We start from the raw sequence: 15,141 nt of genomic DNA, 5'->3' as shown, positions 1-15,141 counted from the left end.
CGGGCCCGTCCGCGGCTGGTCACGGAGATCGGGATGAGGGTTGCCGGCAGTTGGCTGTACAACTGCGGGCGACCCCATTCATCCCAAGGTCGGCGACCGCCACGTGAACGACGCATGACGCGGTGTCGGGCGCTGCGGGAACTCCGGCCCTGACCGGGCCGCCGGCGCGGGGGGCGTCGATCGGGCGCGCTGGCGGGTGGGTGGACGGGCGGCGGTGCCGACCGGTGGGCGGTCAGGCCGCCCGGGGCGTGCCAGGGTCGGCGCCCGGGGGTGCGCTCGGCGGGCCGCCGTGCGCGGCTTCGACGAACTCCTTGAAGTCGTGCAGGTCGTCGATGACCTGACGGTCGACGAAACCGAGCGCCTCCCCGATCCGCTCCAGCAGACCCTGCGGCTCGACCTCCAGCTGGAGCATGATCCGCGTGCAGTCCTCCCCGAGACGGTGGAACGTCACCACGCCCGACTGCCGGACCTCCCCGGCCACCGCGGCCCAGGCCACCCGCTCGTCCGGCACCACCTCGGTCGTCGCGGCGTCGAACTCGCGGTGCGCGCCGGCCACGCCGACCACCCAGTGGGTGAGCTCCCCGCCACGCCGCTCGATGCTGACCACGCCGCGCATGAAGCGCGGGAAGTCCTCGACCTTCCGCCACTGTTCGTACGCCACCGCGAGCGGCACGTCGACCAGGACCGACTCCTCGATCTGTGTCATCACGTTTCCCTTCTCCGCCGAGGTCCGACCGCCGGGCCGGCGGTCGGTCGTAGGGGCGCCTGCCCCGGCCCCGCCCCGGTATGCACGCGGGCCGACGATCCGTCAGACGTCACCCGGCCGGCCCAGCGCGGATCCGGCGGCGGCGGGGGGCCGATCGGCCGCTGGGCAGGCCGGGGGGCGAGCGGCGGGGCCGGGGCGGGTGTGGGCGGCGGAGCCGGGGGCAGGCGGGACCCATTCCCGCGGACCGCCCCCGCGGGACCGACCCGAGGAAGGGAACCGCACACCATGGGGTGGAGCCTCGTCCGCCTGATCGTCGTCGCCGCTTCGGCCGCCGTCGCCGCCTACGGCCTCAACCTGCTCACGGAGGCCGTGGCACGACTGGTCGCCGCACGCGGGCACACCGGTCCCACACCGACCCTGCTCCGCGCCTGTCGACCACCCCTGCTGGCGGCCACCGCCTGCGGACTGATGCTCGCCGGGGAGCCGTGGGCCCGTACCGCCCCGGTCGTGCACGCCGCCGTCCGGCACCTGCTGGTGCTCGCGACCATCGCCGCCTGCGCCTGGCTGGCCGCGCGGCTGATCGCCCTGGCGACGAGCGGCGCGATGCAACTCGCCGGGCGGCGGCGCAACCCCGCCTGGGCGGGCCGGGCCCGGACCCAGGCAGGTCTGCTCGGCCGGATCTTCCAGGCCACCGTCGCCGTGGTCGCCCTCGGGGCGATGCTGATGACCTTCCCCGCCGTCCGGGGGCTCGGGACCAGCCTGCTCGCCTCCGCCGGGCTGGTCGGCGTGGTGGCCGGGATCGCGGCCCAGAGCACCCTCGCCAACCTGTTCGCGGGCATCCAGATGGCCTTCGGCGACCTGATCCGGATCGGCGACGTCGTCGTGGTCGCCGGCGAGTGGGGGACGGTTGAGGAGATCACGCTCACCTCGGTGGTGATCGCCACCTGGGACCAGCGGCGACTGGTGATGCCGATGTCGTACTTCGCCGGCCGCCCCTTCGAGAACTGGTCGCGGCGCACCAGCAAGATCACCGGCACCGCGCTGTTCCACCTGGACCACCGCACCCCGGTGCCCGAGCTGCGGGCGGAGTTCGAGGCGTTCCTCGCCAAGAGCTCGCTGTGGGACGGCGAGGGCAGTGCCCTCCAGGTGGTCGACACCACACCGACCACCATCGTGGTGCGGGCCCTGATGACCGCGCCCGACGCCGACGCCGCGTTCGAGCTGCGCTGCCAGGTCCGCGAACACCTCGTCGGCTACCTGTGCGAGACCCATCCGCACGCCCTGCCCCGGGTGCCGGTCGCCCGCGCCGCAGGACGAGACGAGGCTCACATGTCGGGGTAATCACACCCTCTTTGCAGAATCACCACACATCAAAGGGGAATCGGTCCGAAGATCCCGGGTACACAGGGACAGACCGTCGCGGAACCGATGAAAGGACCGACATGGCTCCGTCCAGTGATGCTCTCCTCGCCCCCGTGTTCCCCCTTCAGGGCCAGGCCCGGCCGAGCGCCGGGCCTTTGGGAGCCACCTCCGGAACGCCCGGTCTCTCCGGCCTCTCGACGACCACGGAGATCACCGAGCTTCCCGAGCTCCCCGAGATCGCCGAACCGAGCGAGGTCTCCCCCGCCGACGCGCGTGAACTGACCCGGACCCTGCTGGCCCGGCTCGACGCACTGGAGGAGGGCACCCGGGAGTACTCCTATGTCCGGGCCACGCTGATCGAGCTGAACATCTCCCTGGTCCGCTACGCCGCCCGGCGCTTCAATTCCAGCCGCGAGCCGCAGGAGGACCTGGTCCAGGCGGGCATCGTCGGCCTGATCAAGGCGATCGACCGCTTCGACTCCCGGCACGGTGTGGAGTTCACCACGTTCGCGGTGCCGACCGTGCTCGGGGAGATCCGCCGCCACTTCCGTGACACCACCTGGGCCGTCCACGTGCCGCGCCGCCTCCAGGAGCTGCGGCTGACCCTGGCCAGGGCCCAGGAGCAGCTCACCCAGCGGCTCGACCGCGCCCCGACCGTCGCCGAGCTGGCCGAGCACCTGTCGCTCACCCCGGAGGAGGTGACCGAGGGGCTGACCGCCGCCAACGGCCACACCGTGGGGTCGCTCGACCTGGGCTCCGAGTCCACCGACGACGACTCCCGGGGCTCCCTGGCCGACCGGCTCGGCATGGAGGACGGCCGGCTGGAGAAGATCGAGAGCCTGGTCGCCCTGAAGCCCCTGATCGCCGCGCTGCCCGAGCGTGACCGGCAGATCCTCTCGATGCGCTTCACCGAAGAGCTCACGCAGTCCGAGATCGGCGCCCGGCTGGGCGTCTCCCAGATGCACGTCTCGCGGCTGCTCAGCCGGATCCTCGGCCGGCTCCGCGCCGGTCTGGACCAGGACTGACCGAGCGACCCCGGCGGCCGGGGCGTCACTCCTCCTGTGGGGCGTGCGCCTTGGCCGCGGGCTTTCCCCCGCGTATGGTCGAAGGGAACTCTCTGGAGGGGAAAGACAACCACGATGCCAGTCGAGGACGAGCAGTACCGGATCACGGCGGCGGCGAGCACTCTGCCGCCCGCGCTGACCGTGGACATAAGGCGGGCCGACGCCGAGGCGGCGGTCTGCGCGGTGGCGGGTGATCTCGACATCGACAGCCTCCTGCCCGCCGAGCGGGCGCTGACCTCCCTGGTCGACGAGGGCACCCCCCTGGTCGTGGTCGATCTGGAGGGCGTCGGCTTCTGCGACTCCTCCGGCCTGAACCTGTTGTTGAAGACCCGCCTGGCCGCCTCCGCCGCCGGGGTGGAGTTCCGCCTCGCGGCCGTGGCCACGCCGGTCGCCCGCGTCCTGGAACTGACCGGCGCCGGCGCCGTGTTCTCCATCCATGACTCGGTCGGCGCGGCGCTCGTCCGTTGAGCACGACCGTGCGATCCGGCCCGCTCCGCCCGCCCATGACCACGGGCGACCAGTCGAACGGCCGTCACAGGAATATCCTGGCGCTGCCCGGGAATCCGATCGGACGACGAGCCACAGCAACCGCACGAAGGGGTGAACCGCATATGACGAGGGGCCGGGGCACCCTGGACGACAACCGGTCCGGAGCCGCGCTACCGGAGGCCGGCCAACGCCGGCGGCTGCGGCTGGCCGGCCTGCCCAAGCCGGTGGCCCGTTCGCGTGCCTTCACCCAGCAGGCGCTCGCCGACTGGGCGTGGCTGGCTCCGGAGAGCGGCGCGGACCCGGACGTGGCGGACGATGTCGTGCTGCTCGTGGCCGAGCTGGTGGCCAACGCGATGATGCACGGCGGCGGGCCGCTCGAACTCGTACTGGACGCGTCCGCGGCCCGGCTCCGGGTGGAGGTGAGCGACGGCGAGTCCGCGCTCCCCGAGCCCCGCCTGCCGCACCGGCCGGGGCTGCCCGGCGGCCACGGCCTGTTCATCATCCAGCGGGCCGCCGACCGCTGGGGCGCCGAGCGCCACGACCAGGGCAAGGCGGTCTGGGTCGAGATCGACGCCGCCCGACTCGCTCCCGGGCACTGAACGGCTCAGGCTTCAGGGCTCTCGGGGTTCAGGGCTCTCAGGGCTCTCAGGGTCAGGGCTCTCAGGGTTCAGGGCACTCAGGGTTCAGGGCACTCAGGGGTCAGCAGGACACAGGCCACGGCCCGGGCGGTTTCCCCGCCCGGGCCGTGGTGTTCGTCGTGCTCCGGTCGATCCTCGTGCGTCGGCTGTTCGTCGTACCGGGCTCTCCCCGGCTCGCCGGCCGACGCGGGTGGTTGCGCCCGAAGCCCGCTCCGGGCGGAAGCCCGCCTATGACCGGGGGCGGCGACGCAGCCTCGTGCTGAGGTCGCCACCGCCCCCGGTCGTCGCGCTCCGCTCAGCCGGTCTCCCCCACCAGGCCCGCCACCGTGTCCGGCCAGTCGAGCAGCCGGTGCTCCGTCCCCGGGGCGACCACCTCGTACGTCCGGCGGAGGAAGTGCACCATGTCCCGGGAGGACAACACCAGGACGGCACAGCCCTCGTCGCCGTGGAACTCGACGGCGATCACGCCGGGAGCCCACGGCCGGACCCGTAGGTCCCCCAGACCGGACGGCTTGCGCAGCCCCTCCCCGAACAGCTCGCGGGCCGCCGTCCAGGACAGTGCACCCTCCAGTCCGAGCGAGGCACCGGCCCCGAAACCGAGCGACAGCGCGAACGGGTCGGCCGGGTCGTAGCGCAGCCCCATGAGCACCGGCCGGGGCTCCGGGCCGACGAGACAGGCCTCGATGACGTCCTCGACGATCTCGGGCACCGTGCGCCCCCCTTCTGTTGCAGCAGTGGTGCACGCCCGGCTACCCCCGTCGGCGGGGACCATGCGTGTCAGAACCGCTCCAACCCATCCGGCCGGTATACTTGACCGCTCGTCATGTCGCCCTACCGGCCCGCGAGGGGCCCCGAACCGACGGTTCGGTCGGGGGCTCAGTCGAGGCCGCGGGCGTGGCGGAGCCGGGCGGAGATCGTCTCGGGCTCGACGATCGGTGCCGGGTAGTCGGCCGGTGGGTGGTCCAGCCGCCACGGGCGGTGCACGGAGCGACCGGGCAGGTCGGCCAACTCAGGGACCCAGCGCCGGACGTAGGCCCCGTCCGGGTCGAGCCGGTCCGCCTGGGCGAGCGGGTTGAGCACCCGGTTGGGCCGGGTGTCCGTACCGGTCCCGGCCACCCACTGCCAGTTGAGCTGGTTGTTGGCCAAGTCACCGTCCACCAGCAGCCGCAGGAAGTGGGCGGCGCCCGTCCGCCAGTCCTTGTAGAGCGTCTTCGTCAGGAACGAGGCCGTCACCAGCCGGGCCCGGTTGTGCATCCAGCCCTCCTGGGCGAGTTGGCGCATGCCCGCGTCCACCAGGGGGAAGCCGGTGCGGCCCCGGCGCCAGGCCTCGGACTCCGCGTCGTCGGGCAACCAGTGGTCCCCCTTGGACCGGTAGTCGGCGTGCGCCGCCTCCGGGCGGGCGGCGAGAACCTGGTGGTGGAAGTCCCGCCAGGCCAGCTGCCGGACGAACGCCTCCGCACCGCTGCCGCCGCGTCGTTCGGCGGACGCCACCAGCTCGGCCGCGGAGACGCAGCCGAAGTGCAGGTAGGGCGAGAGGCGCGAGGTGCCGTCGGCGGCGAGGTCGTCGTGCAGTTCCTCGTACCGCTCCAGGGCGTAGCCCTGCCAGAGCTTGCGGCCGGGGCGCTCACCGCCCGGCGGCAGCCCCGGCGAATCCGGCGTGACGGCCGGGACGGGCTCGCTCGCGAGGCCCTCCGGCGTGCGCAGCGCCCGGGGCGCGCGGTGCAGCGTCCGGCGCGGGGCCTGCTGCCAGGTCCGGAAGTACGGGGTGAACACGGCGTAGTGGTCCTTGCCGGCGGGGCTGACCGCGCCCGGTACGGCCACGGTCAGCACGCCGTCGTGGACGTGCAGACGGGAGCCGAGGGCGTCGCGCAGGGCCTGCTCGCGGCGGTGGGCGAAGGCGCTCACGCCGGCGGCGACGTGGACCGAGACGGCGTCCACCTCGGTGGCCAGCCGGGCGGTCTCGGTGGCGGCGGCGCCCCGGCGCAGCACCAGCCTGCCACCGAGCGGGCGCAGCGCGGCGTCGAGGTCGGTGAGGCAGTCGGCGAGGAAGGCCATCCGGTTGGGCGGGGCGAAGCCGGCGGCGTCGACCTCGGGGTCGAGGACGAACAGCGGCACGACCTCGTCGGCGGCCTCGGCGGCGGCCCGGAGCACGGGGTTGTCGTGCAGGCGCAGATCCTGGGTGAGCAGGGCGATGGAGACGGTCATCAGTGGTGGCCCGGGGGTCGTGGTGGGGTGGGATGTGGGGCAGGTCCGGCCGGTCCGGCGGAGGCGGTGTTCGGCCTTCGGCGGTGCGGTGTTCGGCGTTCGGCGGTGCGGTGTTCGGCGTTCGGTGCGCGGGGCGGTTGCCGGTCGGCGGCTGCCCTGCGGGGACAGACGAGCCTCCCACCCCGGTGCGCCGAACGGGGCACGGCGCGCCGGGAATTCACGCGCGGTCCGGATCCGGGACGGAACCGCGGGAAGCTCACCGCGTCGCCGGCCGGGGCGGGGTCCCTGCATCAGAGGGCGGGGTCCCAGCATCAGTGGGCGGGGTGCCACTCCACCAGGACGATCGTGGCGTCGTCAGTGAGCCGGTGGTCCTGGCGCTCCAGCAGTGCGTGGATCAGCCGCCGCAGTGCCCCCGGAGCGGAGACACGACGACCGGCCCGGTGGGAGCGTCGGTGCCCTCCGCCGCCGGTGGCAGCAGCGGTGCGAGCCGCACCTGCCGCACGTCGGCGAGCAGGACCAGCGCGTCGGTGAGCCCCATCGTCCGGGCCGCGTCCCGGACGGCCGTAGCGAGCTCACCGGGGCCGATCCGCTGGGAGGCCGCCAACAGGCCCTCCATCGCCCGGCCGAAGCCGATGTCGTCCATGGCCTCCACCTTCCGCCGGGACCGTTCTCCGCCGATCGGCGCGGCCGGTCACGGCGTGCGACCGGGCCCGGGCCGTCCGGCCGTCCGGCCTCAGGCGAGGGTCAGGAAGAGCTTTTCCAGCTCCGCCTCGCTCATCGGCGGGGCTTCCCCGTCGGCGGCGGCCATGCACTGGCGCATCCCGCTGGCCACGATCTTGAATCCGGCACGGTCCAGGGCGCGGGAGACCGCCGCCAACTGGGTGACGACGTCCTTGCAGTCCCGGCCTGCCTCGATCATCGCGATCACACCGGCCAGCTGCCCCTGGGCCCGACGGAGCCGGTTCAGGACGGCGCCCACCGCTTCCTCGTCCACCTGCATACCGGGAGCCGCCTTCCGCCGTCGTGACCGAGCCTCCAGCGTACCCCGTGGGGTATCGCGGCCGCCGGGGCCGACCCGTACGCACCCCTCCCCCGGGCCGCTCAGCGCCTGGCCAGCCGCCGCTCACCGCCGGCGCCGGGGGTGTAGGCGAGTGCGTAGTGCGAGAAGACCGCCGGTTCGTCCTCGGCGGGCAGCACGTCGTCGGTGCCGATCGAGGGCGCCTGCTTGACCACGCCCTTGGCGAACGCGACCCGGACGTAGCCGGGCCCGACCACGGCGCCGTCGAGCGGGACGAACACCAGCCGCCGCCGGGACGGCAGGCCGACCGTGACGGTCACGAAGAACGGCTGGTCACTGGCCGTCTCCACGTACACCGACTCCAGCGTGCCGATCCGGTGGTCCTTCTCGTCGACCACGGCGTGGCCGCGCCACTCCCTGATGTCAGCCATTCCGATCACCGCAGCCTCCCGTTCACCGCAGCCTCCCGTGTCGCCGGTGCCGTCGTCGGACACCCGGGATCTCCATCCTGCGCCGCGACGGGGCGGGGCGCCCGGCGAGCACCGCGGCACCCGACCGGCCGGAGAAGGGGTACGCGGGCCTGGCGACCCCCGGCACGCGTCGACGGGCCCGCGCAGCCGGCGCTCCGGGGAGGCCGAGCGGGTGCACGCCGCGGCCGCCGCCCAGCAGGTGAGCCTGCCCGGCGCCGTCCTGCACTCGCTGCGGCACGCTTCGGTGGCGGGGACCGGCGAGGCCTGGGAGCGGCACCGCGCCCTGGAGCTGTCCGGCCGATCAGGTGACGCGCCGGGCTCGGCCCCCCATGGGAAGGGGTGGCTGTGACGGAGACGGCTCGTGAAGCGGCCGTTGCGTGGGTGCAGAAGATCATGGACGCGGACTGTGCCGACGATGCCGAGCCGTGCGGGGTGGTGGTGGCGTTGGGCAAGGCCCTCGGCTGTCCGGGCGGCTACGGCAGCGACTTGATCCTCTGGCCCGAGGGAAGGCAGCCGACGGCTCCCGAGGTCGTCGGTCAGGCGTTGGGGTACCGGCCCTTCGCCCTGTGAGAGGGTCCCGAGCCCGCGGCCGGACGGTCGGCCACCGTGTGCCGGATGGTGCGCCGCCGTGGGTAGGACGGCAAGGACCGTCAGCCTTTCGGCGGCCCGAGCCGGTGCCCGGGTCTTCTCCGGTACCGGAGCGGACTCCGGCTACCGCTCCGGCACCGGGGAGGCGGTCACTGTCGGGGGAAGTCCTGGTCCGCCCGGAGGGCGAGGGTGCGCCACCCATGGGTGATCTCCTCGCGCAGCGCGCCCGCGTCGGGCTCGGTGCTGCCCGGGCCGTGGCGCGTCGTCAGCAGGTCCAGCAGTGCGCCACCGTCGCCGGGGCGGGTCTGCGGGTCCGCGGTCAGCGCCCGGCCGACCACCGCCGCGAGCGCCGGGTCGAGCGCGGCGAGGGCTGCCAGAGCCGTCGGCTCCGGGCCGGTGTCGACGATCCGGCGGATCACCGCCCCCGTGCTGGCGGCCGCGAACGGACTCCCCCCGTGGGCCGCGCACACCACGCAGCAGGCCCAGGCCCAGACGTCCGCCGCCGGGCCGACCGGCCCGTCGCCGAACTGTTCGGGCGCCATGTAGGTCAGCGTCCCCGGGCCGCCGCCGGTGCGGGTCAGCCGGGTGCCGTCGACGATCGCCGCGATGCCGAAGTCGAGCAGCCGCGGCCCCGCCGTCGTCAGCATGATGTTGGCGGGCTTGAGGTCCCGGTGCACCAGCCCCAGCCGGTGCACTCCGCGCAGCGCGACGGCCAGCGCGAGCGCGAGGGCCCGCAGCGCCTCCGGGGAGCGGATCGGCCCCTGCTCGCGCAGATGGACGTCGAGCGGGCGGCCGTCCAGCAGCTCCATGGCCAGGTAGGGGCGCCCGGAGTCCACACCGGCGTCCAGCACCCGGGCGGTGTAGGCGCCGGAGACCATCGCCAGCACCTCCGCCTCGCGCTCGAAGCGACGCAACAGGTCTGCTTCCCCGAGGAGTTCGGGGTTGATCGTCTTCAGCGCGACCTGGGTGGCCGAGCCCTCCCGACGGGCCAGGTAGACCGTCCCCATGCCGCCGGCCCCGATCCGGCCGAGCAGTTGGTACCCGCCGATCGTCCGCGGCTCGTGCGGGTACAGCGACTGGTGCGGGACGTGCCCGACGGGTGAGGCGGGCGAGGCGGGTCCGGCCTGCCCGGCGGGTTCGACGCGCCCGAGGTGCAGCGGAGCCGGCGCGACCTGCGGCGCCGGTGGGGCGGGGACGGACCACGGCGCGTCGACCGGGGCCGCGGGCATCGGCAGGTAGGGCGCGGGCCGGGCAGCGGGCGGAGCATCCGCCGGGACGTGGGCCGTGCGGTCGGCACCGCCGGCCAGCGGGCGCCGGCTGGTCACGAGCGCGATGATCTGGAACATCAGCGCACCCTCGACCACCCCGATCGGCAGCACCAGTGCACCGAGCACCGCGCGGAGGACGAAGCCGCCGATCAGCCGGACGACACTGCCCGTGGTCGTCCCGGCCCCCGGGGGCATGCCGACGACCAGCAGGTTGCGCTGCGTCAGGAGCCAGAGGAACACCCAGCCGAGCAGGGCGACCACCGCCGGGATGAGGTAGATCGGCTGCGTGATGGAGAAGTGGACGTCCAGGGCCTGCGCGATGGCCAGCGGGCTCTCCGAGACGATCGACGGCATCATGTAGACGAAGTCGGTTTCGGCGATCGTCGAGTTCAGCAGGGCCAGGAGGCCGGCCGCACTCAGCAGCACGAGCACCTGTTCACCGACCGCCGCCGCCGTCAGCCCCGACGGCACCGCCACCCTCCCGCCCGGGCCCGCGAGGCGACCGATCGCGCGATGGCGGGTGGCCTGCTGAGCCAGCATCAGAAGCGGCAAGGACACCATCCGCACGACCAGTGCGACGCCGCCCAGGACCAGGATGATCAGGCCCAGCGGAGTCTCCGTGTAGCTCTCCATGAACGCCCCCCGTTGTGCCGTTCGCCGGTCAAGCAGACCGAGTATAGGCCGCGTCGCGATCACTCCGGCCGAACGGCGAACGGGGTCCGGGGGACGGCGAGTACGGCCCGGGCGTCCTTCACACGCCACGGCGCCGGGCCGGGGGGGCCGGTACGCCCGACGCGCACAGGAGTTGCCAGGCCACCGCCGCGGTCAGCCCCCAGCTCAGCCACCCCACGCCGAAGTGGCCGGACCACCCGGCCGGCAGCAGCGTCAGCCCGAGGCAGGGCAGCGCCCAGCGCAGGGTCCGCCGCCAGGACGCCCCGGCCACCGACGTGATCTGGATGACCCCCTCGCCCGGCACGATGATGACGAACAGGCCCAGCCGCTCCACCAGGTGCGGGGCGTCGGCGTAGGCCGCCTCGACCACCGGCACGCGCTCCGCGGTCCCCCGCTTCCTGATCAGGCGGTCCAGCCGCTCCTACGCCAGTCGCAGCACCCGGCTGCCGGGGGTGACGACGACCAGGTCGAGGAAGAGCTCGGTCCAGGAGGCATGCCGCTCGACGGGCGGCTGACATGTGCTCATGGGGAGAACATCGGCCGGCGGCCAGCCCGGTGCCCGTGGCCTCCTGTGCCCTTCGCCCTGCCTCCCGGCTCCCGTGCCGTACCGCCGGTCGGCGGGTGCGGCTAGATCTCCATGGACATGTACACCGCGCGCTTGCCGTAGCAGGCCGGAACGGCGACCTCGCGGTGGGTGCGGTAGCCCAGCAGGGCGAGCAGGATGTCACTGCGCCGGACCGCCACCATGGAGATCCGCTCGAAGCCCTGCTCCTGCGCCTCCTCGCGGATGTGGCGGATGAACCGGAGCGCCACGTCCTTGCCGCGCAGCGGCTCCGCGATGACGAAGTCGTGCACGTGCAGGTTGCGCGACTGGAAGTCGGCCTCCTCCACCTGCCCCAGGTCCGGGCACTGGTAGAGCGGGTAGGGCAGGCTCAGCAGGTAGCCGCCGACCTTGCCCCCGTGCTCCAGCACGAAGCAGGTGTCGGGTGAGGAACGCGCCCTGGACTGCAGCGCCTCCCGGCCCTCGGAGAGGTCGTCCGCCGCGTAGGCGTCGGACTCCAGCGCCACGACGGCGTCCCAGTCCTCGTCGGCCAGCAGGCGGAAGCTGATGTCGTCCGTCATCTACTCGGCCCCTCCGACGGTGGCACCGGCTCCGCCGGCGGGGCTGCCGCCCGGGCCGGTCAGGCCGTCGGTGCGGGCGGCCGCCACCATCGGGCCCCAGGCGGCGATCAGTCGCGCGAAGTCCTCGACGTCCGCCTTGGCCTCGTCGAGCAGGCGCTCCCGCAGCGGGGCCAGGTGCTCGGCGAACTCCGCGTACTTCCCGCCCAGTTGCCGGTACGAGCGGTCGAGGACGTCCAGCCGGTGGACGTTCTCCGCCCGGTCCGTCCCGGCGCTGTCCCTGACCAGCTCCAGGATCGTGTCGACCCGTACGTGGTGCTGCTCGTCGAGCAGCTCGCCGCCGGCCGCCATCATCCGGCCGTAGACGGGGTAGAGGTAGAGCATCGACAGCAGGAACTTGGTGAACCGCAGCTGGTAGGCGGTGAATCCGGCGCCGCTCCGGCGGCCCGGGGTGTAGTAGTTCACGATGTGCCGGTTGTGCACCACGCCGGGCAGGGTGGCGTCCAGGACCACGTGCAGCAGGAAGTAGTCACTGCCGATGGTCTCGGTCGCGGGCGGCAGCGGGACGCGCTCGTAGACCTCGTGATCGAAGCCGATGTTGCACATGTCCACCTGCCAGATGTCGGGAGCCCCGAGCACCGACTCGTCGGCGGTGAACGGGTCCGTCCCGCCCCCGGTGAACGACGCCTCGACCAGCTGCCGCTTCTCCTCCTCGGACCAGACGGGCGGCGCCCAGAGGCTGACCACGTCGTAGTAGAGGGCCGGGTCCAGCTCGCGGATCTCGCTGACGTCGACGGAGAGTTCACCGATGAAGGAGCTGCCGACCAGTGACACCGGCTTCTCGGCGTCCGCCGGCTCCAGCTCGCTCTTGGTGACGGCCGCCTCCGCGTCGGCCGCCCGCTTCCCGAGCGACAGCAGCTCCTGGTGGATCGGGAAGACCGGCTTCCCGTCCAGGACCTGGTAGTCGCTGTCCGAGTCCCGGCGGTGGACGGAGTCGCAGCCGAGGGCGGCGGCGATCAGGAACGCCCGGTTGGTGCAGGCACCGTAGGAGACGGCGTCGGGCAGCATCAGATCGAGCAGCCGGGCCGGTTCGGCGACGCCGGCGGCGTCGACCACCCGCTCCAGGAACTCCCGCTGGCGGGCCTCGTCGAGGTGGTGCACGACCACGCCCGCCGCCCCGCGCAGTTCGGCCACGGCGCGCGCGTGCGCCGCGAAGGTCGACGCGTCCGAGGAGTCCAGGACGACCAGGTGCACCTCGACCTCGAAGTGCTCGGCGGCGTACGCGGCCTCCTTGCCGATCGCCGAAATCGTCTCGGCACAGGCCCGGTTGGTGGGCAGGGCCAGACAGATTCTGCGCATGCCAGTTCTCCGTTCGGTCATCAGGTGTCGTGCTGTTACCGCGAGTTGGGCGAGGTCGAGCATTTACCACAGACCCGGTGCGTGCGGTGGCGAAGCGCTGGGGGCGCCGTGGACCGGCGCAGCGCCGTCCGGCATCCGTTCCGGCCACTCCAGAGGTCGAGTCCGTTTACCACCACGCCGATCAGGTACTCCTTGCGGCACCGGACCGGCGCCCACCGGTGTCGGCAGCGGGCGCGACTCCGGCACCACCACCGGCGCCGGCACCACCCGAACCGGCCGGACAGGCTGAACGGGCCCGTAGGACCGAACGGGCCGGGGCACGGCGAAGGCGTGACCGGCCACCGAATGGACCACACACCGAGACCGCCACAACTCACCGGTTTAGCTCGGTAGTTGATGCCCACGATGGGGACTCCCGCCAAGGCGCCCCCGCGCCGCCGACTGGCATTCCCCTACGGTGGACTAGACCAACTTCCGGTGTCAACCGCCTCCTTGGATCGGCTCCGGGCCACGGGGGCACGCTGCCCGATCGGGCAGCCGCCGCTGCCCGCGGCACGGAGCCGTGCGACGGCCCTCGGGAGGTGGGCCGTACACCCTCGACCATCGGGTTGCCGGGCCCGGGCGTTCGGTTGGCGCCGTCCGTCCGACCGGTCCGACCGGTCCGGGCCTCAGAGTCCTCCCCGGCCGTCCGTCAGGGTGCGGACGTCGAACAGCGGTGGATCGACCGGCCAGGGCAGCGCGGTGCCTCTCCTACGAGGAGAAGCAGATGTCGGCGTCCGGGCTCCCCCGGGCCCGGCCGCCCGGTTCGGCACCTCCCGGCACCGGACCGCAGGGGGCGGCTGACGGTTCCCGTGCCCGCCCTCGCCGCGGGCACGGGAACGGCGGGCACGGGAACGGCGGGCACGGGTGCGGCGGGCACCGGCGGGGCCGCCCCGGTGGCGGCGGGCGGTTCAGCCGCGCTTGACGGCCACGCCGCCGTACATCGCGATGTCCTGGTCGCGCACCGGCGCCGCCTCCGCGTCCGGCCGCCACTGGTGGACCAGGGTCACGCCCGGGTCGAGCAGGTCGTAGCCGTCGAAGAAGGCGAGCGTCTCGTCCTTGTCGCGGATCTGCAGGGGAATCCCACGCGCGTTGTACTCGCGGCCGACACCGCCCACACCCACCGGGTCGGTGTCCCCGGTGAAGACGGTCAGCGCCAGGAAGCTCCCCGGGGCCAGCTCGTCCATGAACCGCCGCACGATGCCCTGCGGGTCGTCCTGGTCGAGGACGAAGTGCACGATCGCGATCAGCGAGAGCGCCACCGGCTGCGTCAGGTCCAGGACCTCGCGCAGTTGCGGGGCACCGATGATCGAGTCGACGTCGCGGAAGTCGGCGTCGATGTAGGAGGTCCGGCCCTCCTCGGTGCTCGACATCAGCGCGCGGGCGTGGGTCAGCACGATCGGGTCGTTGTCGACGTAGGCGACGCGGGCTTCGGGGGCGATGCCCTGGGCGATCTCGTGCACGTTGGGCGAGGTCGGGATCCCGGTGCCGATGTCCAGGAACTGGCGGACCTTGTGCTCCTCGGCGAGGTGGCGGACCACCCGCTGCATGAAGGTGCGGGTGGTGCGCATCGAGGTCGGCAGGGCCGGCCAGGCCTTGACCGAGGCGTGGGCGGCGGTCCGGTCCGCCTCGAAGTTGGTCTTGCCGCCGATGAGGTAGTCGTACACCCGGGCCGAGTGCGGGACGTCCATCCGCAGGTCCACCCCCGGCCAGCGCCGCTCCTGCCGGTTCCCTGACATCCACCCCATGCCTGACATCCTCGCCCCTCCCGCTCCCCGCTCACCCGGGGAAGCAGCTCCGGCCGCCCCGCTGGCGGGCCATCGTGCGCATGGTAACGGTGCCGCCCGAACAGCGCGGCTGCCGGGGGCCGGACAGCGCGGGGCCGGTCGCGGACCAACGCCCGGCGGCCGCAGCAGCCGTGGTGCCCCGTCAACCCGGCGCGCCCGAGCTGGCGGGCGCGACGGGCTCCACGGAGCCCGGTACAGCGGGGCGACCGGGCTCAGCGCGGCGGGCGTGCCGCGCGGGCGGCCGGGACCAGGCCGGACTGGTAGGCGATGGCGACCAGTTGGGCCCGGTCGCAGGCGTCGAGCTTGGACATCGCGCGGTGCACATGCGTCCGGACGGTGAACGGGCTGACGTACATC

Annotated in this window: 18 protein-coding genes; 6 read left to right on the top strand and 12 right to left on the bottom strand. The window is 73.6% G+C overall.

Annotated features, from left to right (window positions below):
• Positions 1 to 232 precede the first annotated feature (232 nt).
• Positions 233 to 706 (bottom strand): SRPBCC family protein, encoded by a 474-nt coding sequence (locus tag ABZ495_RS06320; protein ID WP_329491338.1) that lies wholly within the window; start codon positions 704 to 706, stop codon positions 233 to 235.
• A 285-nt stretch (positions 707 to 991) separates the two neighbouring features.
• On the opposite strand from ABZ495_RS06320, the gene ABZ495_RS06315 reads away from it, so the two are divergent.
• The 4 genes from ABZ495_RS06315 (at position 992) to ABZ495_RS06300 (ending at position 4,220) form a co-directional block, all read left to right on the top strand.
• Positions 992 to 2,047, top strand: a complete 1,056-nt coding sequence (locus tag ABZ495_RS06315; protein WP_329491337.1) for a mechanosensitive ion channel domain-containing protein — start codon at positions 992 to 994, stop codon at positions 2,045 to 2,047.
• Positions 2,048 to 2,181: 134 nt separating this feature from the next.
• The gene (locus ABZ495_RS06310) at positions 2,182 to 3,093 is read left to right on the top strand and encodes a SigB/SigF/SigG family RNA polymerase sigma factor (RefSeq protein ID WP_359834679.1); all 912 of its coding nucleotides are present in this window, start codon (positions 2,182 to 2,184) and stop codon (positions 3,091 to 3,093) included.
• Positions 3,094 to 3,207: 114 nt separating this feature from the next.
• On the top strand, positions 3,208 to 3,600 hold the full coding sequence (locus tag ABZ495_RS06305; protein WP_352296515.1) for an STAS domain-containing protein: 393 nt from the start codon (positions 3,208 to 3,210) through the stop codon (positions 3,598 to 3,600).
• Positions 3,601 to 3,743: 143 nt separating this feature from the next.
• The gene (locus ABZ495_RS06300; protein ID WP_359807152.1) at positions 3,744 to 4,220 is read left to right on the top strand and encodes an ATP-binding protein; all 477 of its coding nucleotides are present in this window, start codon (positions 3,744 to 3,746) and stop codon (positions 4,218 to 4,220) included.
• Between the two features lie 334 nt (positions 4,221 to 4,554).
• Here ABZ495_RS06300 and ABZ495_RS06295 read toward each other — a convergent pair whose 3' ends face one another.
• The 5 genes from ABZ495_RS06295 to ABZ495_RS06275 form a co-directional block, all read right to left on the bottom strand.
• Positions 4,555 to 4,968, bottom strand: coding sequence for an SsgA family sporulation/cell division regulator (locus ABZ495_RS06295; protein ID WP_359807150.1), 414 nt, complete (start codon positions 4,966 to 4,968; stop codon positions 4,555 to 4,557).
• A gap of 167 nt (positions 4,969 to 5,135) precedes the next feature.
• Positions 5,136 to 6,464: a deoxyribodipyrimidine photo-lyase gene (locus ABZ495_RS06290; RefSeq protein ID WP_359834677.1), complete on the bottom strand. Its 1,329-nt coding sequence runs from the start codon at positions 6,462 to 6,464 to the stop codon at positions 5,136 to 5,138.
• Positions 6,465 to 6,858: 394 nt separating this feature from the next.
• Positions 6,859 to 7,107: a hypothetical protein gene (locus ABZ495_RS06285; RefSeq protein WP_359834675.1), complete on the bottom strand. Its 249-nt coding sequence runs from the start codon at positions 7,105 to 7,107 to the stop codon at positions 6,859 to 6,861.
• Positions 7,108 to 7,197: 90 nt separating this feature from the next.
• The gene (locus ABZ495_RS06280; protein WP_359807143.1) at positions 7,198 to 7,464 is read right to left on the bottom strand and encodes a metal-sensitive transcriptional regulator; all 267 of its coding nucleotides are present in this window, start codon (positions 7,462 to 7,464) and stop codon (positions 7,198 to 7,200) included.
• 101 nt (positions 7,465 to 7,565) lie between these two features.
• Positions 7,566 to 7,922 (bottom strand): PRC-barrel domain-containing protein, encoded by a 357-nt coding sequence (locus ABZ495_RS06275; RefSeq protein ID WP_359807140.1) that lies wholly within the window; start codon positions 7,920 to 7,922, stop codon positions 7,566 to 7,568.
• Between the two features lie 202 nt (positions 7,923 to 8,124).
• Here ABZ495_RS06275 and ABZ495_RS06270 point away from each other — a divergent pair, with 202 nt between their 5' ends.
• The gene (locus ABZ495_RS06270) at positions 8,125 to 8,301 is read left to right on the top strand and encodes a hypothetical protein (RefSeq protein ID WP_359834673.1); all 177 of its coding nucleotides are present in this window, start codon (positions 8,125 to 8,127) and stop codon (positions 8,299 to 8,301) included.
• Positions 8,298 to 8,522, top strand: coding sequence for an e9imm peptide (locus ABZ495_RS06265; RefSeq protein WP_359834671.1), 225 nt, complete (start codon positions 8,298 to 8,300; stop codon positions 8,520 to 8,522). The genes ABZ495_RS06270 and ABZ495_RS06265 overlap by 4 nt, the downstream gene beginning before the upstream one ends.
• Before the next feature lie 167 nt (positions 8,523 to 8,689).
• On the opposite strand, the gene ABZ495_RS06260 is transcribed toward ABZ495_RS06265, so the two are convergent.
• From ABZ495_RS06260 to ABZ495_RS06235, 6 genes are all read right to left on the bottom strand, one after another.
• Positions 8,690 to 10,441: a serine/threonine-protein kinase gene (locus tag ABZ495_RS06260; RefSeq protein WP_359834669.1), complete on the bottom strand. Its 1,752-nt coding sequence runs from the start codon at positions 10,439 to 10,441 to the stop codon at positions 8,690 to 8,692.
• A 118-nt stretch (positions 10,442 to 10,559) separates the two neighbouring features.
• On the bottom strand, positions 10,560 to 10,856 hold the full coding sequence (locus ABZ495_RS06255) for a hypothetical protein (protein ID WP_359834667.1): 297 nt from the start codon (positions 10,854 to 10,856) through the stop codon (positions 10,560 to 10,562).
• Between the two features lie 251 nt (positions 10,857 to 11,107).
• Complete coding sequence (locus tag ABZ495_RS06250; protein WP_329491326.1) at positions 11,108 to 11,602, bottom strand: GNAT family N-acetyltransferase; 495 nt, start codon at positions 11,600 to 11,602, stop codon at positions 11,108 to 11,110.
• Positions 11,603 to 12,958 carry a DUF6271 family protein gene (locus ABZ495_RS06245; RefSeq protein WP_359834665.1) on the bottom strand — a complete coding sequence of 452 codons (1,356 nt, stop codon included), beginning with the start codon at positions 12,956 to 12,958 and terminating at the stop codon, positions 11,603 to 11,605. It abuts the gene before it with no gap.
• Between the two features lie 950 nt (positions 12,959 to 13,908).
• The gene (locus ABZ495_RS06240; RefSeq protein WP_359807182.1) at positions 13,909 to 14,736 is read right to left on the bottom strand and encodes an SAM-dependent methyltransferase; all 828 of its coding nucleotides are present in this window, start codon (positions 14,734 to 14,736) and stop codon (positions 13,909 to 13,911) included.
• 260 nt (positions 14,737 to 14,996) lie between these two features.
• The gene (locus ABZ495_RS06235) at positions 14,997 to 15,140 is read right to left on the bottom strand and encodes a LuxR C-terminal-related transcriptional regulator (RefSeq protein WP_359834663.1); all 144 of its coding nucleotides are present in this window, start codon (positions 15,138 to 15,140) and stop codon (positions 14,997 to 14,999) included.
• Position 15,141: the final 1 nt, after the last annotated feature.

The sequence above is a fragment of the Kitasatospora sp. NPDC005748 genome, assembly GCF_040630735.1.
Classification (GTDB): domain Bacteria; phylum Actinomycetota; class Actinomycetes; order Streptomycetales; family Streptomycetaceae; genus Kitasatospora.
Note: the sequence above shows the minus strand (reverse complement) of the source record. Positions and strands in the feature narration are given on the sequence as shown.

Coding starts and splice junctions, on each gene's coding strand:
- ABZ495_RS06235 (WP_359834663.1), bottom strand. CDS start 15,140: ATGTACGTCAGCCCGTTCACCGTCCGGACGCATGTGCACCGCGCGATG.
- ABZ495_RS06250 (WP_329491326.1), bottom strand. CDS start 11,602: ATGACGGACGACATCAGCTTCCGCCTGCTGGCCGACGAGGACTGGGAC.
- ABZ495_RS06260 (WP_359834669.1), bottom strand. CDS start 10,441: ATGGAGAGCTACACGGAGACTCCGCTGGGCCTGATCATCCTGGTCCTG.
- ABZ495_RS06280 (WP_359807143.1), bottom strand. CDS start 7,464: ATGCAGGTGGACGAGGAAGCGGTGGGCGCCGTCCTGAACCGGCTCCGT.
- ABZ495_RS06315 (WP_329491337.1), top strand. CDS start 992: ATGGGGTGGAGCCTCGTCCGCCTGATCGTCGTCGCCGCTTCGGCCGCC.
- ABZ495_RS06285 (WP_359834675.1), bottom strand. CDS start 7,107: ATGGACGACATCGGCTTCGGCCGGGCGATGGAGGGCCTGTTGGCGGCC.
- ABZ495_RS06300 (WP_359807152.1), top strand. CDS start 3,744: ATGACGAGGGGCCGGGGCACCCTGGACGACAACCGGTCCGGAGCCGCG.
- ABZ495_RS06320 (WP_329491338.1), bottom strand. CDS start 706: ATGACACAGATCGAGGAGTCGGTCCTGGTCGACGTGCCGCTCGCGGTG.
- ABZ495_RS06245 (WP_359834665.1), bottom strand. CDS start 12,958: ATGCGCAGAATCTGTCTGGCCCTGCCCACCAACCGGGCCTGTGCCGAG.
- ABZ495_RS06290 (WP_359834677.1), bottom strand. CDS start 6,464: ATGACCGTCTCCATCGCCCTGCTCACCCAGGATCTGCGCCTGCACGAC.
- ABZ495_RS06305 (WP_352296515.1), top strand. CDS start 3,208: ATGCCAGTCGAGGACGAGCAGTACCGGATCACGGCGGCGGCGAGCACT.
- ABZ495_RS06240 (WP_359807182.1), bottom strand. CDS start 14,736: ATGTCAGGGAACCGGCAGGAGCGGCGCTGGCCGGGGGTGGACCTGCGG.